This is a genomic window from Porphyromonas sp. C0026D3 (assembly GCF_056590775.1).
On sequence record NZ_JBWPWU010000005.1, the window covers coordinates 138,071 to 157,401 of the forward strand.

At 44.2% G+C, this 19,331-nt stretch carries 16 protein-coding genes; 9 read left to right on the forward strand and 7 right to left on the reverse strand.

Annotation, left to right across the window (positions count from 1 at the left end; translation table 11 throughout):
- Window positions 1–101 precede the first annotated feature (101 nt).
- The 3 genes from AC1EK1_RS05455 (at window position 102) to AC1EK1_RS05465 (ending at window position 3,547) form a co-directional block, all read left to right on the forward strand.
- Window positions 102–1,559 carry an aminoacyl-histidine dipeptidase gene (locus tag AC1EK1_RS05455; protein ID WP_480306028.1) on the forward strand — a complete coding sequence of 486 codons (1,458 nt, stop codon included), beginning with the start codon at window positions 102–104 and terminating at the stop codon, window positions 1,557–1,559.
- 19 nt (window positions 1,560–1,578) lie between these two features.
- A complete protein-coding gene (locus AC1EK1_RS05460) occupies window positions 1,579–2,295 on the forward strand; it encodes a recombination protein O N-terminal domain-containing protein (RefSeq protein ID WP_480306029.1) in 717 nt (238 codons plus the stop codon).
- A 223-nt stretch (window positions 2,296–2,518) separates the two neighbouring features.
- Window positions 2,519–3,547 (forward strand): tyrosine-protein phosphatase, encoded by a 1,029-nt coding sequence (locus AC1EK1_RS05465; RefSeq protein WP_480306030.1) that lies wholly within the window; start codon window positions 2,519–2,521, stop codon window positions 3,545–3,547.
- A 5-nt stretch (window positions 3,548–3,552) separates the two neighbouring features.
- Here AC1EK1_RS05465 and AC1EK1_RS05470 read toward each other — a convergent pair whose 3' ends face one another.
- From AC1EK1_RS05470 to AC1EK1_RS05500, 7 genes are all read right to left on the reverse strand, one after another.
- Window positions 3,553–4,257, reverse strand: a complete 705-nt coding sequence (locus AC1EK1_RS05470) for a porin family protein (protein WP_480306031.1) — start codon at window positions 4,255–4,257, stop codon at window positions 3,553–3,555.
- Window positions 4,232–5,980 (reverse strand): LysM peptidoglycan-binding domain-containing protein, encoded by a 1,749-nt coding sequence (locus AC1EK1_RS05475; RefSeq protein WP_480306032.1) that lies wholly within the window; start codon window positions 5,978–5,980, stop codon window positions 4,232–4,234. Before AC1EK1_RS05475 ends, AC1EK1_RS05470 begins: the two co-directional genes overlap by 26 nt.
- Before the next feature lie 527 nt (window positions 5,981–6,507).
- Window positions 6,508–7,758, reverse strand: coding sequence for a DUF1015 domain-containing protein (locus tag AC1EK1_RS05480; protein ID WP_480306033.1), 1,251 nt, complete (start codon window positions 7,756–7,758; stop codon window positions 6,508–6,510).
- A gap of 34 nt (window positions 7,759–7,792) precedes the next feature.
- Window positions 7,793–8,701 carry an NAD(P)-dependent oxidoreductase gene (locus AC1EK1_RS05485; RefSeq protein ID WP_480306035.1) on the reverse strand — a complete coding sequence of 303 codons (909 nt, stop codon included), beginning with the start codon at window positions 8,699–8,701 and terminating at the stop codon, window positions 7,793–7,795.
- A 132-nt stretch (window positions 8,702–8,833) separates the two neighbouring features.
- The gene (gene serC / locus AC1EK1_RS05490) at window positions 8,834–9,898 is read right to left on the reverse strand and encodes a 3-phosphoserine/phosphohydroxythreonine transaminase (RefSeq protein WP_480306036.1); all 1,065 of its coding nucleotides are present in this window, start codon (window positions 9,896–9,898) and stop codon (window positions 8,834–8,836) included.
- 92 nt (window positions 9,899–9,990) lie between these two features.
- Window positions 9,991–11,304 (reverse strand): replication-associated recombination protein A, encoded by a 1,314-nt coding sequence (locus AC1EK1_RS05495; RefSeq protein ID WP_480306037.1) that lies wholly within the window; start codon window positions 11,302–11,304, stop codon window positions 9,991–9,993.
- The gene (locus tag AC1EK1_RS05500) at window positions 11,301–12,755 is read right to left on the reverse strand and encodes a hypothetical protein (RefSeq protein ID WP_480306038.1); all 1,455 of its coding nucleotides are present in this window, start codon (window positions 12,753–12,755) and stop codon (window positions 11,301–11,303) included. Before AC1EK1_RS05500 ends, AC1EK1_RS05495 begins: the two co-directional genes overlap by 4 nt.
- A 207-nt stretch (window positions 12,756–12,962) precedes the next feature.
- On the opposite strand from AC1EK1_RS05500, the gene AC1EK1_RS05505 reads away from it, so the two are divergent.
- From AC1EK1_RS05505 to AC1EK1_RS05530, 6 genes are all read left to right on the forward strand, one after another.
- Window positions 12,963–13,505: a phosphoribosyltransferase gene (locus tag AC1EK1_RS05505; protein ID WP_480306039.1), complete on the forward strand. Its 543-nt coding sequence runs from the start codon at window positions 12,963–12,965 to the stop codon at window positions 13,503–13,505.
- Between the two features lie 19 nt (window positions 13,506–13,524).
- Window positions 13,525–14,100, forward strand: a complete 576-nt coding sequence (locus AC1EK1_RS05510) for an adenylate kinase (protein WP_480306100.1) — start codon at window positions 13,525–13,527, stop codon at window positions 14,098–14,100.
- Window positions 14,101–14,108: 8 nt separating this feature from the next.
- The gene (obgE, locus tag AC1EK1_RS05515) at window positions 14,109–15,230 is read left to right on the forward strand and encodes a GTPase ObgE (RefSeq protein WP_480306040.1); all 1,122 of its coding nucleotides are present in this window, start codon (window positions 14,109–14,111) and stop codon (window positions 15,228–15,230) included.
- Window positions 15,231–15,340: 110 nt separating this feature from the next.
- The gene (gene argS, locus AC1EK1_RS05520; protein ID WP_480306041.1) at window positions 15,341–17,158 is read left to right on the forward strand and encodes an arginine--tRNA ligase; all 1,818 of its coding nucleotides are present in this window, start codon (window positions 15,341–15,343) and stop codon (window positions 17,156–17,158) included.
- 47 nt (window positions 17,159–17,205) lie between these two features.
- A complete protein-coding gene (locus tag AC1EK1_RS05525) occupies window positions 17,206–17,640 on the forward strand; it encodes a deoxycytidylate deaminase (RefSeq protein WP_480306042.1) in 435 nt (144 codons plus the stop codon).
- 10 nt (window positions 17,641–17,650) lie between these two features.
- A complete protein-coding gene (locus tag AC1EK1_RS05530) occupies window positions 17,651–19,330 on the forward strand; it encodes a S41 family peptidase (RefSeq protein WP_480306043.1) in 1,680 nt (559 codons plus the stop codon).
- Window position 19,331 lies beyond the last annotated feature (1 nt).

Here is a 19,331-nt window from a genome sequence, read left to right on the forward strand (position 1 = left end):
ATGAGAAACAAGTTTGTGAGAACAACTGAAAATTCGTAACTTCGCATGTAATGGAAGGCAAAAACCAAAAACTTATCATCAATATCAAGTAAATAGATACTATGTCCAAAGAAATCACGCAACTTAAGCCTACGGCGGTATGGAAGTATTTTTATGATCTTACACAGATTCCACGCCCGACTCACCATGCCCAAAAAGCTGCTGAGTATATCAAAAGTGTTGGCGAAAAGCTAGGACTTGAGACACATATGGATGAGGTTGGCAACGTGGTTATCCGCAAGCCTGCTTCAAAGGGGTTCGAAGACCGTCCTATGGTTACGCTTCAGGGGCACTGTGATATGGTTCCTCAAAAAAACAGCGATGTGGATCATGACTTTCTCAAAGATCCGATAGATGCACATATAGATGGGAACTATGTGCGTGCCAACAATACCACGCTTGGAGCGGACAATGGCATTGGCGTGGCAATGGCATTAGCCGTGCTGGAGGACGATACCTTGAAACATGGACCATTGGAGGTATTGGTGACCATTGACGAAGAGGTGGGAATGGTAGGAGCCAATGCACTGAAACCAGGCTTCCTAAAAGGTAAGTACCTTCTGAATCTTGATTCCGAAATGGATGGGCTCCTCTATATTGGATGTGCCGGAGGGGTGGATGTCAATGTCTCTATGGAATACAAGGGGGATGAAACTGTGATGCCCAATAGTATCCCCTTGCTGATTTCTCTCAAGGGACTAAAAGGTGGCCACTCTGGAGCAGATATTCATCTGGGGAGAGGTAATGCCAATAAGCTAATGTTTCGCTTCTTGAAAAAAGCTGTGGCGGCTTTTGATCTAGAGTTGGCATCAATGGAAGGTGGAACTCTTCGCAATGCCATCCCGCGTGAGGCAAAAGCAGTGGTGACATTGGCAGAAGACGAACTGGAAGATTTCAAGAATTTCGTAAAAGAGTGGGAAGACCTTTACAATGAAGAATACAAAGGCATTGAAGATAGAATTTCTCTGAATTGCGAGATTGCTGAGCAGATGCCAGATTCTATTGTGCCATTTGAGATCCGAGACAACATCATCAATGCTATTGAGGCCTGCCAAAATGGCGCAGTTTCCTTTATTGCAGAGTTTCCCGAAACAGTAGAGACTTCGTCCAATATGGCCGCTGTCCGGTTGGGCGGAGGAAAGTTTGAGGTACACTTCCTAGTACGGAGTACCTCAGAGTCACGCAAAGAAATGTTGCGATCTGCAATTGAAAGTACGTTTTTGATCATTGGAGCCCGTGTTGAGTTTGATGGGGACTACAATGGCTGGAATCCCGAGCCACATTCGCATGTGGTTGAGGTTATGGAAGAGGTCTTTAGAGAGCACTACGGTAGAGAGCCTCAAGTGATGATTATGCACGCTGGCTTGGAATGTGGAATCATCCAAGGTGTGATGCCCGACATGGAGATGATTTCATTTGGTCCCACTATCCTATACCCTCACTCCCCCGATGAAAAAGTGGAAATCGAGACAGTGAAGAATTCATTTGAGTTCCTCGTAAAATCACTTGAGCGGATCTGAAGGGAATTCTTAGCAGCCTATGCTGACAACTACTGAGCTAATTGTGCTGAAGTCTGTACGCTATTCCGACACAGCAAGTATTGTACAGACATACAGTGAAAAGATTGGCTCAATGTCGTTCAAAATCTCTCGCTCCAAGCGACAAAAGTCGACTGGGGCGAGAGCCTTTTTTATACCTCTTTCTCAACTAAGTGTCACACTGGACTATAGACCTATGAGAGAGATACAATTGCCACTCGAGGTCCAAATCTCTCATGTTCCATTCTGTGCAAGCAGTAGTGTTGTTGGGAACGCTGTCGCTATATTTTCAACCGAAGTATTAAGCCGTCTATTGAGTTCAAACGGTCCGGACGAAAACCTATATACCGACCTTAGTTCACTAGTGTTGAAGATGGATGACCTACCGGAGTGTGACTTGGCTTCCTTTCATCTGGAGCTATTGATTCTTCTAGTGCGCCACTTCGGCATTTTGCCACAGACTGATCAATATTGTCCAGGATATGTACTTAGCTTTAGTGATGGCATCTTTCGTCCTATTAGCTCTCTGTCCGATCGTGCGCATCAGAGTGGAAGCCATACGCTATATAGGTGCCTTACGGAGCAAAATCTATACAGTGTCACTCAGAACCGCAAGTTGCGCAAAGAACTGTTGGAGTTGCTACTTGAGCATCTTGCACACTATTACCCAATCGTAGGTGACCTACGTTCTCCAAGCGTCTTGTCAGAACTTTTCTAGGCCATTGTCGTGGCTTGGATTGTATCCGAGGCACAATTCTTCAAAAAACGTTATTACATGTAATTTCCACCTTGCCCCTGATACTCTTTTGCTATATTTGGTGCAAAGTTAGGAACAAAAGAGAATGGACTTCGGAGAGACTACATACCCCCAAGATAGTGACGGTGGTGAAAGACGACACATATTCCACCTCTATCGAACGATTTTGTTGTATCTGATTGTTGTGGCTACTATTTCGTGCTCCAAGCAGAGCTATTACGACATTGACACACGATCCGATATTCACGATGATGGCAACTACGTCATTCGCTGGCAGGTGAATCCGGGGATGTCCGGTGATGTGAAAATATACGCCTCCCCGGAAGCCGATAGGTACCCGACAATTCCCGTAGTGACTGAAGCAATCCAAAAGGAGCAAACAACCATATTGGCACCTACGGATAAAATTGGTATGCAGTTTTTCCTCATGGTGTTCGACGGAAAAGAGAGTCGCATCGTTTCATCGCGTACGCTACCAACCCAGTCGATAACCAACTTTAGAGATTTTGGAGGGTACATGACTACCAAAGGAGATCAAGTTAGATGGGGAATGTTGTATCGTTCCGGATCACTTGAAGGTATCACGCAACATGACTCCCTTTTTCTCAATACACTTGGCATAAAGAGCCAATTGATTCTGTCGGATGACAATAGCATTCCCCAGCATCATCTTTCCAAACTGACCGGGGCATTGAGTGTCGTTTTACTCCCCGAAACCAATACGGACACAGAGCAGTTCTTGGATAAGTTGCAGAAAGGAAGTCTTGGTAGTGAAAACATTGCTTACTTTCGCGAAGACCTTTTCAATAGCTACGCATTCGAAAATACCAAACAGTTTAGCATGGCCTTGCATTACATGCTTGATCCGGATCACTACCCAATCCTAATAAGTGATCGGTACGGAAAAGAGCGAGTCGCATTTCTAGCTATCCTCATCCAGAGTGCATTGGGAGTTTCTCAAGCCGATATCATCAACGACTACATGCTTAGCAATCAACTGTTGGTGGTAGATCGGCTGATCCCAGGGGGGTACAAGTTATCGTCAAGTATTCAAGAAGCTGTGACTGAGTTTTTCCAGTCCAGAGAGAATGACCTTCAATCTCTGTTTTTTGCAATCAGAAAAAAATATGGTAGTGTTTACAACTACCTCAAAAGAGAACTTGACTTTGATGCAGCTGACTGTGCCAAACTCAAGAGCATACTCTACTACTGACCAAGCTAAAAAGCATAAAGAACGTATGCCTTAGTGGAGATGATCTGTTCAGACGATTTCACAAACGTGTCTGTGCGTGCATTGTGAAACAAATCCCCAAAACCATAGGTGTAAGAACCTCTCAGACCGACCACTATATGCGCAGAGTGATACTCCAGTCCGACTCCACCTCCAACACCCCAAAATAGCTTGTTTTGGATTGGTGTGTCGTGATGAGCCATAGGAATTTTCACTTTCTTCTTTCCATCCGGTAGAAGCGTCGTTCCATGCTCGCCTAGATAGTATCCAAAGCTCGCTCCCATGTCTATGGTTGGCTTGAACGAACTATTCCCGACCATAAAGTGGGTCATAATCGGAACGTTCACAAAGCTCAACTCCCTCGTGTATGCATATCCCGGAACCTTTTCATTGACCTCCTTCCAGCCCCTCTTGGAATAATCGATCTCTACCCATACTCCCGCAAATTTTGTGACATCGTATCTGAAGATCACGCCAGCATCGTATCCGAGTTTTGGCACCTGCTGAATGGTGGGCTGAAACACCACAGAACAAAAATTCACTCCTCCTGTCGGACCGATCATAAATCGAGGCTTGGGGTCGGTCTTTTGCGCAAAAGCGTGTGGAAAAATCAGACCCCAATGCAGGAGCCCAATCATGATCAATAAATAAGGCTTCCGAGCCACGCTAGTTGATTGAGGTAGATCGATCATTGCGATTGTAGGTTACGAAAAAAACACCTTGATTGCTGTATAAATTTTTATTGCCCTGTTGCCTAAAATCAAGCGTAGACTGAATCCCCTCGTAGAGAGAGTCGTGTCTATTGCCGGACGACTTTTGGGTAAGCGCACTGTTGAGCCCCGGGGCCAAGAAATAGTACCCCGTGTCATACCCTAGGATTGAGTACCGAGGAAAAGTGGTGCCAACGCCGTGCCCAAACCAGGTGATGAACTCACGCTCAAAAGCCCGGTAATCTCTATGCATTGGGTTTGGGAAAAAGGTGGTGTAAAAGGTTGCGCCTGTCCGATGAAAGAGTGCCTCTAGCTGTGAGGTATACGTTTGCCACTCTGGATAGCCAAACACCGTAATCTTTTCTGAGCCCTCTGAGTCATCTGAGCCTACTGCATCAGTAACGGCAGCGAGAGTGCTTTGTGCGGCAGCGAACGACGAAGAGGTCGGCACCACCACTGTATGCGTTGTTTTGCGAACAAGCTCCGCCAGCGTAGATACCCCCGATGTACTAGGACTCTCGGTGTAGGAACGACCGGCTTTTACAAGCTTTTGCTTGAGTAGGTACACAAAGTCACCTTTCTCTTCGGTGTCCGATCCAAATTGCACAAAATGGACCTCGTAGCCTTGGTATTGACTCATGAATTTTTCTGTAGCGACTTCGTACAACAAGCGGTGAGGAGTGTTCACCTGATAGATGCGTGCTCCGTTCATGGCTTCGACCGACAAATCTTTTGATGAAAAGGGAACAACGTAAAGCGCACCCTTCTCCCCGGAGAGCTTTGCCAAACGAGCAACCGAGTTATTCGACACACCACCGATTATCAAGTCTACTTTAGGCAGACTTTGTATTTTGTTAAGCGTATTGCTTAGTTGCGTCTTTCCACAGTCCAGTACATGTAGGTTGATCGTTGCTCCGGCCATTTTTGCCGACTTGATCGTGAGTAAAAAACCCTTATAATAGTCAGAAAAGCGATGTTGTGTATCCTCCTCAAAAGGGAGGGCCAGCACCACATTTGTCGCATTATTGTCTTCAAGTCGACCGGGAGTTTTCTCTGGGGTAGGGGTGGTGGCTTGGTTGTTGGATAGTTTTGTATCAGGTACAAAAACCGTCTGTCCTGCTTTTAGCCCACTACGGACATGAGGATTGTAGTGGTAAAAGACCTCCTCCGACCACCCTGTCATCTTTAGAATACTGTATACCGTCTGTTTGGGCGCAACGGTCATGACCGCTAGCCCTGTCACCTGCTTGGTTGGGCTGACAGGCGGACCCGGAACCATATTTTCGGACTTTCCAGCCCCGAAGGTACTGCCAGGGAGTGGAATCTTGATGATAACACCTATTGGGATAGCAGAGAGGTCCCCCAAGTCAGGATTAGCATTACGGATGGCATCAACACTTACTCCATATTGTTTTGAGATAGAGTATAAGGTCTCCCCGGCTTTCACGCTATGAAATCGCTCCGTATCCTGCTGTTGTTGTAGTTGCAACCGATCGGGAAGGTAGAGGGTTTGCCCGACATGGATTCCCTTTTCAGCTCCCGGATTTAGGCTATACAGTTCAGCTACAGAAATACCATACTTCAGACCAATACGATAGAGGGTCTCATTGGATTGGACGACATGTCTGTTTTTGCCACTTTGGGCAAGACACATCACCGGAACCAGAGCAATTAGGAGAAGTGCGTAGAGTGTTTTTTTTATCATTGTATGGTTGGGGTCGTTATTGTACAGATTGATCCATCTTTATACTACAAAGGTAGTCGTTTCTAACCAGAAACACACACTGGCTGACTTAGCAAAAAAGGGTATCAATTGATTCTCGATTCAACAACAAAACAAGTCAACCATTTTCAGGGATCCACACCATCTAAACGAACGCTTCTATCCGTGAAAACTTTTGCTTCTATCCGTGAAACAGATTGCTTCTATTCGTGAAAATTTGGGGCTACTTCAATTGCTTTGTTTGCAGCGTGTTGTGGCATCCCCCTTTTCTATGCTTTTTGTAGTTGAGACTGTCGGTACCACTTATTTGACAGAGCTGTCTGTCGTGAACTGTGATTTGGAAATCAGGTTTTTGAAAGAATAGTATACTCCTATTAGTTTTCACATACTTTCGGGAATAGTATCAAGTAATTCTTCTCTAAACTTTTTAGTGGATACAAAATAAGAGATGAGGGTGTGACATGTTTAATGCACCCCCTCACCTCTCGTTTATGTAAGTAGGCCGTTAGTTAGTCTTCAAGCTTATGCACTATTAGACCTGAACGTAGTTTGGGCTCAAACCAAGTAGTCTTGGGTGGCATGATTGCACCTGTATCTGCAATGTTTATAATCTGTTGCATAGATACCGGATATAATGCCAAGGCTATTTTCATCTCGCCGGAGTCAACGCGTTTCTTTAGCTCACCAAGGCCGCGGATGCCACCGACAAAGTCCACCCGTTTGCTCGTTCTTAGGTCAGTTATGCCCAAGATATCACGGAGTATAAGGTCGCTACTTATCGTTACATCGAGCACCCCTATAGGATCACTGTCATCGTATGTTCCCTTTTTGGCCGTGAGAGAATACCACTTGCCATCCATGTAGAGGCTAAAGTTGTGGAGTTTCTGTGGCTTATACTCTGTTGCGCCTTTTTCTTCGACAAGAAAGTGTTCCGAAAGTTTCTCCAAAAACTCTTTTTCGGACAAACCATTGAGGTCTTTAACGACACGGTTGTAGTCTATAATGGTGAGATGACTGGCCGGAAAGGCCACCGCCATAAAGTAGTTGTACTCTTCATCACCAGTGTGATCGGGGTTGTTTTTTGCCTTTTCGGCCCCTACCAATGCCGCTGCCGCTGAGCGATGGTGCCCATCTGCAATGTACAGAGAAGGAATATCGGCGAAGGCATCGGTGATGGTTTGAATGTCTCCATTGTCAGAAACTACCCAGACAGTGTGTCTAAAGCCATCATGCTCTGCAACAAAGTCATACTCTGGTGTTTGAACTTTGTATTTATCTATAATGCCTTGAAGCACTTTGTTGTCAGGAAATGCAAAGAATACCGGCTCAAGGTTGGCATCTAGTATTCTTACATGCTTCATCCGATCTTCCTCTTTGTCCTTGCGAGTTAATTCATGTTTTTTGATTCGTCCTTCCAGATAGTCTGTTACATTGGCACCAATCACAATTCCATACTGGGTCTTACCATTCATGGTTTGTGCGTAGATATAGTAGCAGGGCTTTTCATCTTGGACCAGCCATCCTTTTTTTTTGAATGCTTCAAACTGCTCCTTTGCCATCAAGTAAACGTCCGGATCATGCTCGTCCTTTCCCTCCGGGAAGTTGATCTCTGGGCGAATAATGTGGTATAGTGACTTTTCGTTACCCTTTGCTTCTTCACGGGCTTCATCACTATTCAAAACATCATATGGGCGCGAAGCCACTTGGGTAACTAGGTCCTTAGGAGGACGTAGTCCTCGGAAAGGTCTTACTTTTGCCATGTTGTGAGTTTATATTAGTGTTAGTGGAAAAATTTTAGTTTACTCTAAAAGTTGTGTCTCCTGTAGAGAAGTACTTACAAATTTGCTCCGCAGCTGCAACTCCGGCATTAATGTTGGCTTCTGCTGTCTGTGCACCCATCTTTTTAGGGGTTGAGAAGTACTGACCTTCTAGTTTGCAAAACTCAGCTTCTTTATCGGGCTTTAGATCAGTCACGTATTTGATATCAGGTCGCTCGAGCATGACTTTCAGTAGATCATCCTCGTTAATAACCTCTTTGCGGGCGGTGTTGACTAAAACGGCATCTTTCGGGAGGAGTTTCAGTAAATCGTAGTTAACAGACTTTGCCGTTTTGTCATTCAATGGAATGTGCAGTGATATGACGTCACAAATCTTGTATAGTTCTTCAGGGGAGCTAAGACGGGTCACCCCTGGCTCCTCATCTTTTGATCGTCGATAGGAGTAAACACTCATCCCGAAACCATTTGCTATTCTAGCGACGTTTTGTCCCACATGTCCCATGCCGTGGATACCAATCTTTCGGTCCTTGAGTTCTCCTCCGGACTTGCCATTGTAGAAGTTTCGCTCTGCCATAATTGCAAGTCCAATGACCAGCTCTGCCACTGCATTAGAGTTTTGTCCGGGAGTATTTTCGCAAATTATGTCTTTTGTTGAGGCATAGGCTGTGTCAAGATTGTCATATCCAGCTCCAGCGCGTACTACAATTTTGAGCTTCTTTGCCGCATCCAACACCTCTTGGTCTACTTTGTCGGAGCGGACAATAAGGGCATCCACGTCTTTTACGGCCTCAAGCAACTGAGCTTTGTCCGTATATTTTTCAAGCAAAACAAGTGTGTTCCCGCTTTTTTCAATCACGTTTTTGATCTTTTCTACGGCAACGGGCGAAAATGGCTTTTCTGTAGCGACAAGTATTTTTTTAGACATAATGGTAGTAGATTAATTTTAGTAGTAGATTCGTTTTTGATAGTCCAAAAGTTCCCGACCATGCTTTCGGAATATCAAAATAACCTTTTCGAAATTCTTTTGCATGATCGGGAAGCCTTCAGTTCTCTAGTTTTAGATTTGCTTTTCAAAGTCTTTCATGACAGCAATTAGGTCTCGAACACCATTGATATCCATTGCATTATAGATAGATGCTCGGAACCCACCAACGGAGCGGTGTCCCTTGATAGCAGACATACCTCTCGAAGTCGCAAATTCAAGGAAGTCAGCTTCCTTATCCTTGTATTCGTCCTTCATGACAAAGCAGACATTCATGATTGAACGACTATCTGCCTCAGCAGTACCACGGAAAATCTTTGACTCGTCAATGGCTGCGTACAGTTCTTTGGCCTTTTCCTCATTGAGTTTCTCTATCGCTTTCACACCACCTAGTTCCTTGTACCACCTCAGTGTTTGGAGGGCTACGTATATCGGAAATACAGGTGGGGTATTGAACATACTGCCCTTGTCTACATGGGTCTGATAGTTGAGCATGGTGGGCAGTGTGCGATCCACCTTGCCAAGTGCATCCTTCTTAACCACAACAAATGTAACGCCGGCAGCAGAAAGGTTTTTTTGAGCTCCTCCATAGACGCAAATATATTTGCTAAAATCGATCTCACGTGTAAAAATATCAGACGACATGTCTGAAATTAGTGGCACTTTGCAATCTGGATCATAGCGGATTTCGGTCCCGTAGATGGTGTTGTTTGATGTGTAGTGGAAGTAGTCCACGTCATCAGGAATTGTGAATTTGGGAATGTACGAGTAGTTGTCATCTTTTGAGCTGGCAACAACTTCCACGTCTCCCACGAGTTTCGCCTCTTTGATTGCTTTGCTAGCCCACGTACCAGTGTCAAGGTAAGCTGCTTTGGTCTTCAAAAAGTTCAGTGGCGCTTGGTAAAATTGCAAGCTGGCCCCACCACCTAAGAATATCACCTCGTGGGTATCCGGGATGTTGAGTAACTCTTTGAAAAGAGCCAATGTTTCATCCATGACTGCAACAAAAGGTTTGCCCCTATGGGATACTTCGATGAGGGATAACCCAGTGTTTGCAAAATTCAGAACGGCTTCGGCTGATTTCTTGATAACTCCTTCGTTGAGAATGGATGGACCTGCTGAAAAGTTGCGTATTTTCATGGCGATGTTTGGTTTGAGTTTAATAAATAGTGGTTTTATTATAGCATATTCGTTTTGGTCTCTAGTGTAAAGGTACGCAATTTATCTTGATTTTACGCTTTTGGCTGATCGTTTCGTAAGTAGCTAAGTGTCTGTTGCTTGAGTTTGTTTTCTGAAGCGTTGTCTTGACTGTGCCAAAATTTTGTTCCAGTAATTGCTTTGGGCAGGTACTCTTGATCTGTGTAGTGGTTGATGTAATCGTGGGGGTATTTGTACCCCTTTCCATAGCCCAAGTCTTTCATCAGCTGGGTGGGGGCATTTCGAAGGTGTAGCGGAACTGGGTAGGGTGGGGCACTGCGGACAAAGGTCAAGGCTGAATTTATAGCGTTATATGCACTATTGCTCTTTGGAGATGTCGCAAGGTAGATCGTTGCTTCAGCCAATGGGATTCGTCCTTCGGGCCAGCCAATTTTGTGCACAGCGTCAAATGCTGCTTGGGCGATCAGCAATGCATTGGGATTGGCGAGCCCAATATCTTCGGAGGCCGAAATGACTAGTCGCCTTGCGATGAACTCAGGGTCTTCCCCTCCTTCGATCATGCGAGCAAGCCAATAAATGGCTGCATCTGGATCACTACCACGAATGCTCTTGATGAATGCAGATATTATGTCATAGTGCAGTTCCCCGCCTTTGTCGTACGCTGCAAGATTTTGTCTGAGTTCACTAGTCACAATCTGGTTGTTGATAGTGACAGACTGCTTTTCAGTAGCCTCCGATGTAGAGGCAAGAATTTCTATGATATTGAGCAGCTTACGCGCATCTCCAGCCGATGTCGCAAAAAGTGCCTCTGTCTCTTGTATTTCAAAGGTCAGCTTATTCAGAACAACATCTTGACGGATCGCACGACTAAGCAACTTGCCAAGAGCTTCGTCGTCAAGAGGATTCAACACAAACACCCTACACCGGGAAAGTAGGGGGCGGATAACCTCAAAAGAAGGGTTCTCCGTAGTCGCGCCAATCAAGGTGACAACTCCCCTTTCTACAGCATGCAGAAGAGAATCTTGCTGTGCCTTGCTAAAGCGATGGATCTCATCAATAAAAAGGATGGGAGTCCCTTGGGAAAACAGACCAGCATGTTGCTTTTGTGCTTGTTCAATTACCTCCCGTACCTCCTTCACCCCTGAGCTTACAGCGCTCAACTGGTAAAAAGGAACTTTCATTTGTTGAGCCACGATATATGCGAGTGTTGTTTTGCCAACCCCGGGTGGCCCCCATAGTATAAATGAACGAAAAACTTTGCTTGAAATCATTTCATGCAAAGAACCACCAGGACCCACCAAGTGCTCCTGCCCAAAATAATCCTCTAGTTTTTGGGGACGGAGACGCTCTGCCAGTGGTGGAAGGAATTGGGGCATATCTCCGTTCATTCGTTGTTTTCGGTGGAGTGTTCCTTCATCTCAAGCCCATTACCTTTCATGGCTTCCATGATTGCATGACGTGTTTTCAGTAAATTGGTATGTTCCGGATCAACCTCAAGACCATGCGTGGTAGCATCAAGTGCTTTATTGAGTTCTCCAAGTCGAATATAGCACTGAGCAGCTTTGTTTTGGTAAAAAACGTATTGAGCTAATTCTCCTTCTTCTGCACACCTTACGATGACTTGCTTTACGACATCTATATGCTGTTGATAATCTCCTAACGCAAAATAAAAGTTTTCCAGCGTGAAGAGTGTACTCTGATTTTTGGGCAACTCTGATCTGTGCTTTGCCATGAAGTCCAATGCTTCGGTGCGAATTCGCTTCCGTTCATACTCATCCTCAGTGCCAGTATACAAGGAAATATATGCTTGGCTGATGTCCTTAATACAACTACTTTTTCGGTATCCACCACTTAATGCCATCTGAAAGGCTTGGATAGCTCCCCTTTGATCTTTCTCCACCAACTTTTTTTTGCCTTCTTTGTAGTAAGAATACATCTCAGCATTACTTTCGGGATTTCTGTTTGCAGGGAGTAAGTCATCACTCGCTTGCTCAAACGCATCAGCTAAACAACGTGCTATTTGATTTTGTGGGTAGGCATTGAGAATCATTTGCACAATATACTTGGCATTTTGAAACTCTTCTTTTTTTATCATTTCTTTCACTAAGTCAAGTAGTTGTGCTGCCGATGTCGGTCGGTGGACACACTTGGCCGCCACTCCCTTTCTGTTAGTTGTGCGTAGGTATATTACCTCTACTTCCTTACCTTGTGCATACTTGAGTTCATCGTCAACAAGGTCAAATTTGTTGAAAAAATAGCGCTGACCATCACCAAGATCATCTATGAATCCAAAATGGAAGCAGGGGTTTAGTTCTACTATTTTACCCATCGATTTGATGGTCTGCAAATTCTCTTGGAGGGTGCTTCCTTCCGATGTGGAGTCAAGAAGGGTCAGTAACTCTTCTTGTAGAGCACTTGAGCGGGCTTTTGTTTCCCTTTTTAGACGCCAATTATGCGTCAACGATGGATCTCGATGAGTCAATTCATCAAGCGGTATCTTGTCCCCAGGCTTGAATTGTCTGAAAGCGAATCCCTTTAGATCAGAGTCGGTAGACGTGTTCGTGATAGGATTCGTATGTATAGGCTCTGTTTGTCTAAGCGTGGTTTGCTGGCTAATGTTATTATCTCTATTGTCCCTTCTGACGCTATATTTGTCACGCGCTTGAGTTGAAAACGAGACAATTGCATCTGCTTTGATCCCTTCAATAGCTCCAGAAAGGGTGCGAAGCACTACAAGCCTATTATCTATGTATATGAGAGTTCCATTGATTCTGCTCCCTGATCCGGTAATGCTTAGGTAGTCTCCCTCTTTGAAGTTGTTTTTAATGTAATCAATCATGACTCTGCTTAGTTCTTTGAGATGGGCAAAATAGATACTCAGTTCTCCATCTTATTAAGTATTTCTAATAACATGTTAGTACAAATATAGCGTTTCTTCGGTTTCTACCCTAATCCTTTTTATTTATAAAATATCGCCGAGGCTACTGCCTTTTTTTTGTTAGATTTGCAGAGTAGTTTCGTACAAACATCCGAAAGTTGAAGACAAATGGAAACAGTACAAATCGATGAGCTTACGTTTAAGCTTTACTTATCTGAAGATCAGATTGTTCCTGAAATAAAAAGAGTGGCTAGGGAGATAGAACAAGATCTAGCTGACCAAGATCCGTTGTTTATTTGCATTCTCAATGGTGCTTATATGTTCACTTCAGATCTTTCCAAGCAGTTTGAAAAGCCCTATGAACTTTCTTTTGCAAAGTATTCAAGCTATAGTGGTCTGAGCTCTACAGGAGTATTGCGTGAGCTCATGAAGCCCCAAGCAGATGTGAATGGTCGGGTCGTAGTAATACTTGAGGACCTGATCGACACTGGCTTTACGCTTACGGAGGTGGTGCGGCTATACAAGGAGAGGGGGGCAACGGATGTAAAGGTTGCAGTCATGCTGTCGAAGCCAGATGCTCACAAGGAGTGTGCAATCAAACCGGACTACGTAGGCTTGGAGATTCCCAATGACTTTATCGTTGGTCGAGGACTGGACTACTGTGGCAGAGGACGCATGTACAGAGACATCTATGTCAAGGTGGATGATTGAAACAAACCAAAATAAATTTATGCTGAATATCTTGATTTTTGGCGCTCCGGGATCTGGAAAAGGTACTCAGAGTGCTTTCGTAAAGGAACACTATGGACTAGAGCATATCTCAACCGGAGATATGCTTCGAGCTGAAATAAAAAAAGGAAGCTCTGTCGGGAAAAAAGCTGAAGCACTTATCGCCAATGGCCAGTTGGTGCCGGACGAGATCATTGTTGAAATGATGGATAATCGACTGAGCGAGATGGGAAATCAAGCGAAGGGAGTGATTTTTGATGGCTTTCCACGTACTGTGGCACAAGCAAAGTCACTTGAGAAAATGCTCCAAAAACGGGGTGAAGATGTTAGCATACTCGTTGAGCTAGAAGTTGAGGAAGAGGAACTGATCCGAAGGATAATTGAGCGGGGTAAAAGTTCTGGTCGATCCGATGATAACGAAAACTCTGTTCGCAACAGGCTAAAGGTCTACCATAGTGACACAGAACCGGTTATTAGTTACTTTGAGAAGCAAGGTAAGTATATCTCAGTGTGCGGTATGGGCGAAGTCTCCGAGATCACACGGAGAATCACAGATGCCATTGATACGCAAAAATAAACTCTCCGATGAGTGAGACTAACTTTGTTGACTACGTAAAAATCTATTGTAGATCAGGACGAGGCGGTCCTGGATCAAGGCACTTTAGGCGAGAGAAATTCGTGCCCAAGGGAGGTCCTGATGGAGGTAATGGCGGTCGTGGAGGTGACATCTACCTCCGCGGGAACAGACACTATTGGACCCTTTTACCACTGAGATACGACCGCCACGTGATGGCTACCAATGGCGAGGCTGGAGGTGCCAATAAGTGTAGTGGCAAAGATGGTGAGGATGTATACATAGATGTCCCACTCGGCACCGTCTGCTACAATGCTGAGACGGGAGATTATGTATGTGAGGTAAAAGAGGATCAAGAAACAATCTTGTTGCTAAAAGGAGGTAAGGGAGGTCTTGGTAATTACAACTTCGCCACGTCAACGAACCAAGCTCCGCGATATGCTCAACCGGGTGAGCCTTACCAAGAAATGTATGTCGTCCTGCAACTCAAGATGCTAGCCGATATGGGGTTGGTAGGTTTTCCCAATGCTGGGAAGTCCACGCTCATGTCATCTATATCTGCTGCAAAGCCTAAGATTGCAGACTATCCTTTTACAACTCTAGAACCCCAGTTGGGTATCGTAAGCTATCGTGATGGGAGGTCTTTTGTGATGGCTGATATTCCTGGGATCATTGAAGGTGCATCAGAGGGTAGGGGACTTGGCTTAAGGTTCTTGAGACATATTGAGAGAAACTCTGTATTGCTTTTCCTTGTCCCTGCTGATGCTGATGATATAAAGGAGAGCTACGAAGTGCTCCTACACGAGTTGGAGCAATATAACCCAGACCTCTTGGATAAAAACCGTATTCTCGGTATCTCAAAGGCCGATCTCATAGATGAAGAACTCATAAAACTGCTCACACCAACTTTGCCAAAAGACGTTCCACATTGCTTCTTTTCTGCTGTGACAACTCAGGGCTTAGTTGAACTCAAAGATTTGATCTGGAGGAGCATAACGGTGAATAATTTTCATGATGTGTCACCATTGGTGCAACAAAATATGCACGTAGCCCTATCCGGAAGAGGAGTTGAAGAGGACGAAAACAACGATGAGTCACTGGCAGTATGTTATGATGACGATGAGGAGCTATAAGTAGGTGGACAATATTATCCATCAGAATTTCTAGTGAATAGCTGTCTTTTTGCATTCCCCTCCATCCACAAATTTAAGTCCGAGGATTAAACTAAATCAAAAACGAAATAATGTCGCTATCCAACCATTCCATAGAGTACAATATTCAAGTATGTGTAGCAAAAGTACTTGAAGCATTATACGGCCTACATGAAGAACCAGAGAACATATCCATACAGCCTACTCGCAAGGAGTTTGTAGGGCACTACACTTTGGTCGTTTTCCCATACTTGAAAGTGAGTCGATCTAAACCTCAGGCGACAGCCGAAGCAATAGGTATTGAGCTAAAAAGTGAGTATCCAATCTTGGTAAAGGATTACAATGTTGTCAATGGTTTTTTGAATATAACACTGAGCGATACTTTTTTTGCTAAACAATTGGTTGATGATCTAGAGGTGAAGCAGTTTGGAACTCATAAAGTCACGGAAAAGGCACCACTCTTTATGGTGGAGTACTCATCTCCAAACACGAATAAGCCACTACATTTGGGGCATGTACGCAACAACCTTTTAGGGTATAGTATCTCCAAAATCCTGGCGGCTGCAGGCAATCGGGTAATCAAGACCAATATTGTCAATGATCGTGGGGTGCATATTTGCAAATCAATGTTGGCCTGGGAAAAATGGGGAAATGGCATTACTCCGGCATCTTCATGTCAAAAGGGAGATCATCTTGTAGGCGAATTTTACGTGCTTTTTGGGACGAAACTCAATGAGGAGATCACCAAAATTCAAGAACAAGAGGGAATTTCTAGAGAAGAAGCCGAGCAAAAAAGTCAACTCATGTGTGAGGTAAGACAGATGCTCAAGGATTGGGAAAACGGAGACCAAGAGGTAAGAAAACTCTGGAAGACAATGAATGGCTGGGTATATGAAGGGTTTGATGAAACCTACAAGAACCTAGGCGTAAGCTTTGACAAAATATACTATGAAAGCGATACCTACACCGTCGGAAGAGAAGAAGTATATCGAGGATTGAGAGAAGGAATCTTCACACAAGATCAAGATGGCTCTATATGGGCTGATTTGACCGATGAGGGGTACGATCGAAAACTTCTATTAAGAGCAGATGGGACTTCCGTATATATTACCCAGGATATCGGTACAGCGAAAATGAGGTACCAAGACTATCCGATTGATAAAATGGTATATGTAGTTGGTAATGAGCAGGACTACCACTTTCAAGTACTTTCCATAATCTTGGATAAGCTTGGCTTTGACTTTGGAAAAGATCTCAAGCATTTCTCCTATGGAATGGTCTCACTGCCGGACGGTAGCAAGATCAAAAGTCGGGAAGGGACTAGAGTAGACGCTGATGACTTGATCTTGAAGATGACTGATCAAGCATACGAAGTATCATCATCACTAGATAAGATGACAGACATGTCGGATGATGAGCGCAAAGAAGTGGCACGAAAAGTGGGTTTGGGTGCGCTGAAGTACTTTTTACTCAAGGTGGATCCTAAAAAAAACATACTGTTTGATCCTTTTGAAACCATCAATTTTAATGGCAACACGGGACCATTTATCCAATACACCTATGCCCGTATAAGTAGTGTTTTGCGTAATGCTGAGCAACAGGGTATTCATGGGCTACAAGATGTTTCGGGATCTATTAAACTAGAAGAGAAAGAACGAACACTTATCATCACGCTTGATGCATTTCCGGCTTTAGTACGATCCGCAGCAATGGATATGAATCCGGCCATGATTGCAAATTATGTGTATGACTTGGTAAAAGAGTTCAACCAATTTTATCATGACTATTCGGTTCTTAACGAAAAGGATCAAACACTGAAGGCCATGAGAGTCTCTATTTGTCAACTAACCGCTAGGGTTATTGCATCTGCGCTTGATTTACTCGGAATAGAGGTGCCAGAACGTATGTAAATGGACAATCATTACCCTTGTGTCAAAAATAGTTAGCTATGTTATCAATGGAGGATAAACAACTTATTGTAGATAAACGATACTTGCGCATGGCGCGGATCTGGGCGGAGAACTCCTATTGTAAACGATTGCAGGTGGGGGCACTAGTGGTAAAGGATAAACGGATTATTTCTGACGGATACAACGGTACCCCGTCGGGATTTGAAAACGTGTGTGAGGATGAAGATGGCCTAACTAAGCCTTATGTCCTTCATGCAGAAGCCAATGCAATATCAAAAGTAGCAGCCTCTAACAATAATAGCAGTGGCGCTACAGTTTATGTTACTCATGCCCCATGCCTTGAGTGTTCCAAACTCATCATACAAGCGGGGATCAAGCGGGTGGTATATGCGCAGAGATATAGATTGACAGCTGGAGTTGACTTGCTAAAAGAAGCAGGAATAGAGATCGTTTATTTGCCTTTTGAAACAGGCGAAGAATAGAAGTGGATTCATGAAAAAGGGTTTCAGGTACGGGGTTGTTGCGATTCTCCTCATATTGGTGGGGGTTGGTTCATTTTATGCTGGTTTGCGGAATCGTGTGGCTTTTCTTACTCGTTATGGGCAACTTTCTTCGATGGAAAAGCTTGAGTCCACCTTGTATTTAATTCAAAAATATTATGTAGACAGTGTCAATCCAGATAATCTTGTAGAGGATCTCATACCTGTGCTAATGAGCCAACTGGATCCTCATTCCTCTTTTCTTACTTCTGAGCAACGGAAACAAGAGATTGAAAGTATTGATGGTTACTTTTATGGGATAGGGGTGACATTCAACTATCTGAAGGATACAGCAGTTGTGCTTGATGTTGTCCCGAATGGTCCCTCTGACATAGCTGGAATTATTCCAGGAGACCGTATCGTGTATGTGGATGGACATTCTATAGAAAACGTAGGCGTGCCAGCTGACTCCATTCGTGCAAAACTCAAAGGACCTAACCGTAGTGTTGTACACCTAAAAATACGAAATCCAGAGACTGGAAATGTACATGATGTTTCTGTGACACGTGGGACTGTTAACATGAACGCTGTTGATGCATCCTACATGATTAATGATTCTCTTGGTGTTATCAAGCTTTCTACATTTGCGACCAACACTTATAACGACTTCATGAAGGCTTTCGCTACACTTAGAAAAGCTGGCATGAAAGGACTCGTTATTGACCTTCGTGACAACCCTGGTGGGGTCATGCAGGCATCCTTGCTTCTGAGCAACGAAATACTACCAGCTAATCGACTGATCATGTACATGCAGGGTCATAATGTTCCGCGAGAAGACTTTAGATCTGATGGTACAGGAAGTCTTCAAAATGTACCTATCTATGTTTTGGTAAATGAGGTGTCAGCGTCGGCTTCAGAAATACTTAGTGGAGCCATACAAGACAATGACGCAGGTATCATTGTCGGGCGTAGAACATATGGCAAAGGATTAGTACAGAAACCATTTGAATACTACGATGGCTCTTCCATTCATCTGACCATTGCACGATACTATACTCCATCAGGTCGTTGTATACAGCGTAGGTATGAGCTCGGGCAAGACAACGAATATTCAATGGACTGGCTCGATCGACTCCAAAATGGAGAACTATTTCATCGTGATTCCATCCATCTGGACAAGGATATGCTTTACCATACCTATTCAGGACGCCCCGTATATGGTGGCGGAGGGATTACCCCTGACATTTTTATACCTCGTGATACCGTTGGGTACAACTCGTATACGGCACAGGTATTTTCAAAAGGTGTGATTCCATCGTTTGCGTTCAGATACGCTGATAAGTATAGGACTGCCCTCAAAAGTCTTGGAAGTGCAGAAACATGCTATGTTTTTCTCACAAGGCAAGGATTGACATGGCAGATGGCCACCTTTGCAAATCAAGAATATGGTATACGGGTTCGCAATTTCCTTATACACCAAGCAGAAGGAAAACTTGAGGATCTTCTGATCTCTGTGATTCTAAACTACACCTATGGTCGGGATGCATCGGAGAAAGCACTCAGTCTTCATGACCCAATGATGCAATGCGTAGTGTCGTTGTTTGGCAATGAAATCTATACTCCGCAACAGATTCCTCAAGAGGATTTAGTTTTGCCCGACAGCATTGCTCAAACTGCATTCAAAGAGCCTTGAT

Coding starts and splice junctions, on each gene's coding strand:
- AC1EK1_RS05455 (WP_480306028.1), top strand. CDS start 102: ATGTCCAAAGAAATCACGCAACTTAAGCCTACGGCGGTATGGAAGTAT.
- AC1EK1_RS05460 (WP_480306029.1), top strand. CDS start 1,579: ATGCTGACAACTACTGAGCTAATTGTGCTGAAGTCTGTACGCTATTCC.
- AC1EK1_RS05470 (WP_480306031.1), bottom strand. CDS start 4,257: ATGATCGATCTACCTCAATCAACTAGCGTGGCTCGGAAGCCTTATTTA.
- AC1EK1_RS05475 (WP_480306032.1), bottom strand. CDS start 5,980: ATGATAAAAAAAACACTCTACGCACTTCTCCTAATTGCTCTGGTTCCG.
- AC1EK1_RS05480 (WP_480306033.1), bottom strand. CDS start 7,758: ATGGCAAAAGTAAGACCTTTCCGAGGACTACGTCCTCCTAAGGACCTA.
- AC1EK1_RS05485 (WP_480306035.1), bottom strand. CDS start 8,701: ATGTCTAAAAAAATACTTGTCGCTACAGAAAAGCCATTTTCGCCCGTT.
- serC (WP_480306036.1), bottom strand. CDS start 9,898: ATGAAAATACGCAACTTTTCAGCAGGTCCATCCATTCTCAACGAAGGA.
- AC1EK1_RS05495 (WP_480306037.1), bottom strand. CDS start 11,304: ATGAACGGAGATATGCCCCAATTCCTTCCACCACTGGCAGAGCGTCTC.
- AC1EK1_RS05500 (WP_480306038.1), bottom strand. CDS start 12,755: ATGATTGATTACATTAAAAACAACTTCAAAGAGGGAGACTACCTAAGC.
- AC1EK1_RS05505 (WP_480306039.1), top strand. CDS start 12,963: ATGGAAACAGTACAAATCGATGAGCTTACGTTTAAGCTTTACTTATCT.
- AC1EK1_RS05510 (WP_480306100.1), top strand. CDS start 13,525: ATGCTGAATATCTTGATTTTTGGCGCTCCGGGATCTGGAAAAGGTACT.
- obgE (WP_480306040.1), top strand. CDS start 14,109: ATGAGTGAGACTAACTTTGTTGACTACGTAAAAATCTATTGTAGATCA.
- argS (WP_480306041.1), top strand. CDS start 15,341: ATGTCGCTATCCAACCATTCCATAGAGTACAATATTCAAGTATGTGTA.
- AC1EK1_RS05525 (WP_480306042.1), top strand. CDS start 17,206: ATGGAGGATAAACAACTTATTGTAGATAAACGATACTTGCGCATGGCG.
- AC1EK1_RS05530 (WP_480306043.1), top strand. CDS start 17,651: ATGAAAAAGGGTTTCAGGTACGGGGTTGTTGCGATTCTCCTCATATTG.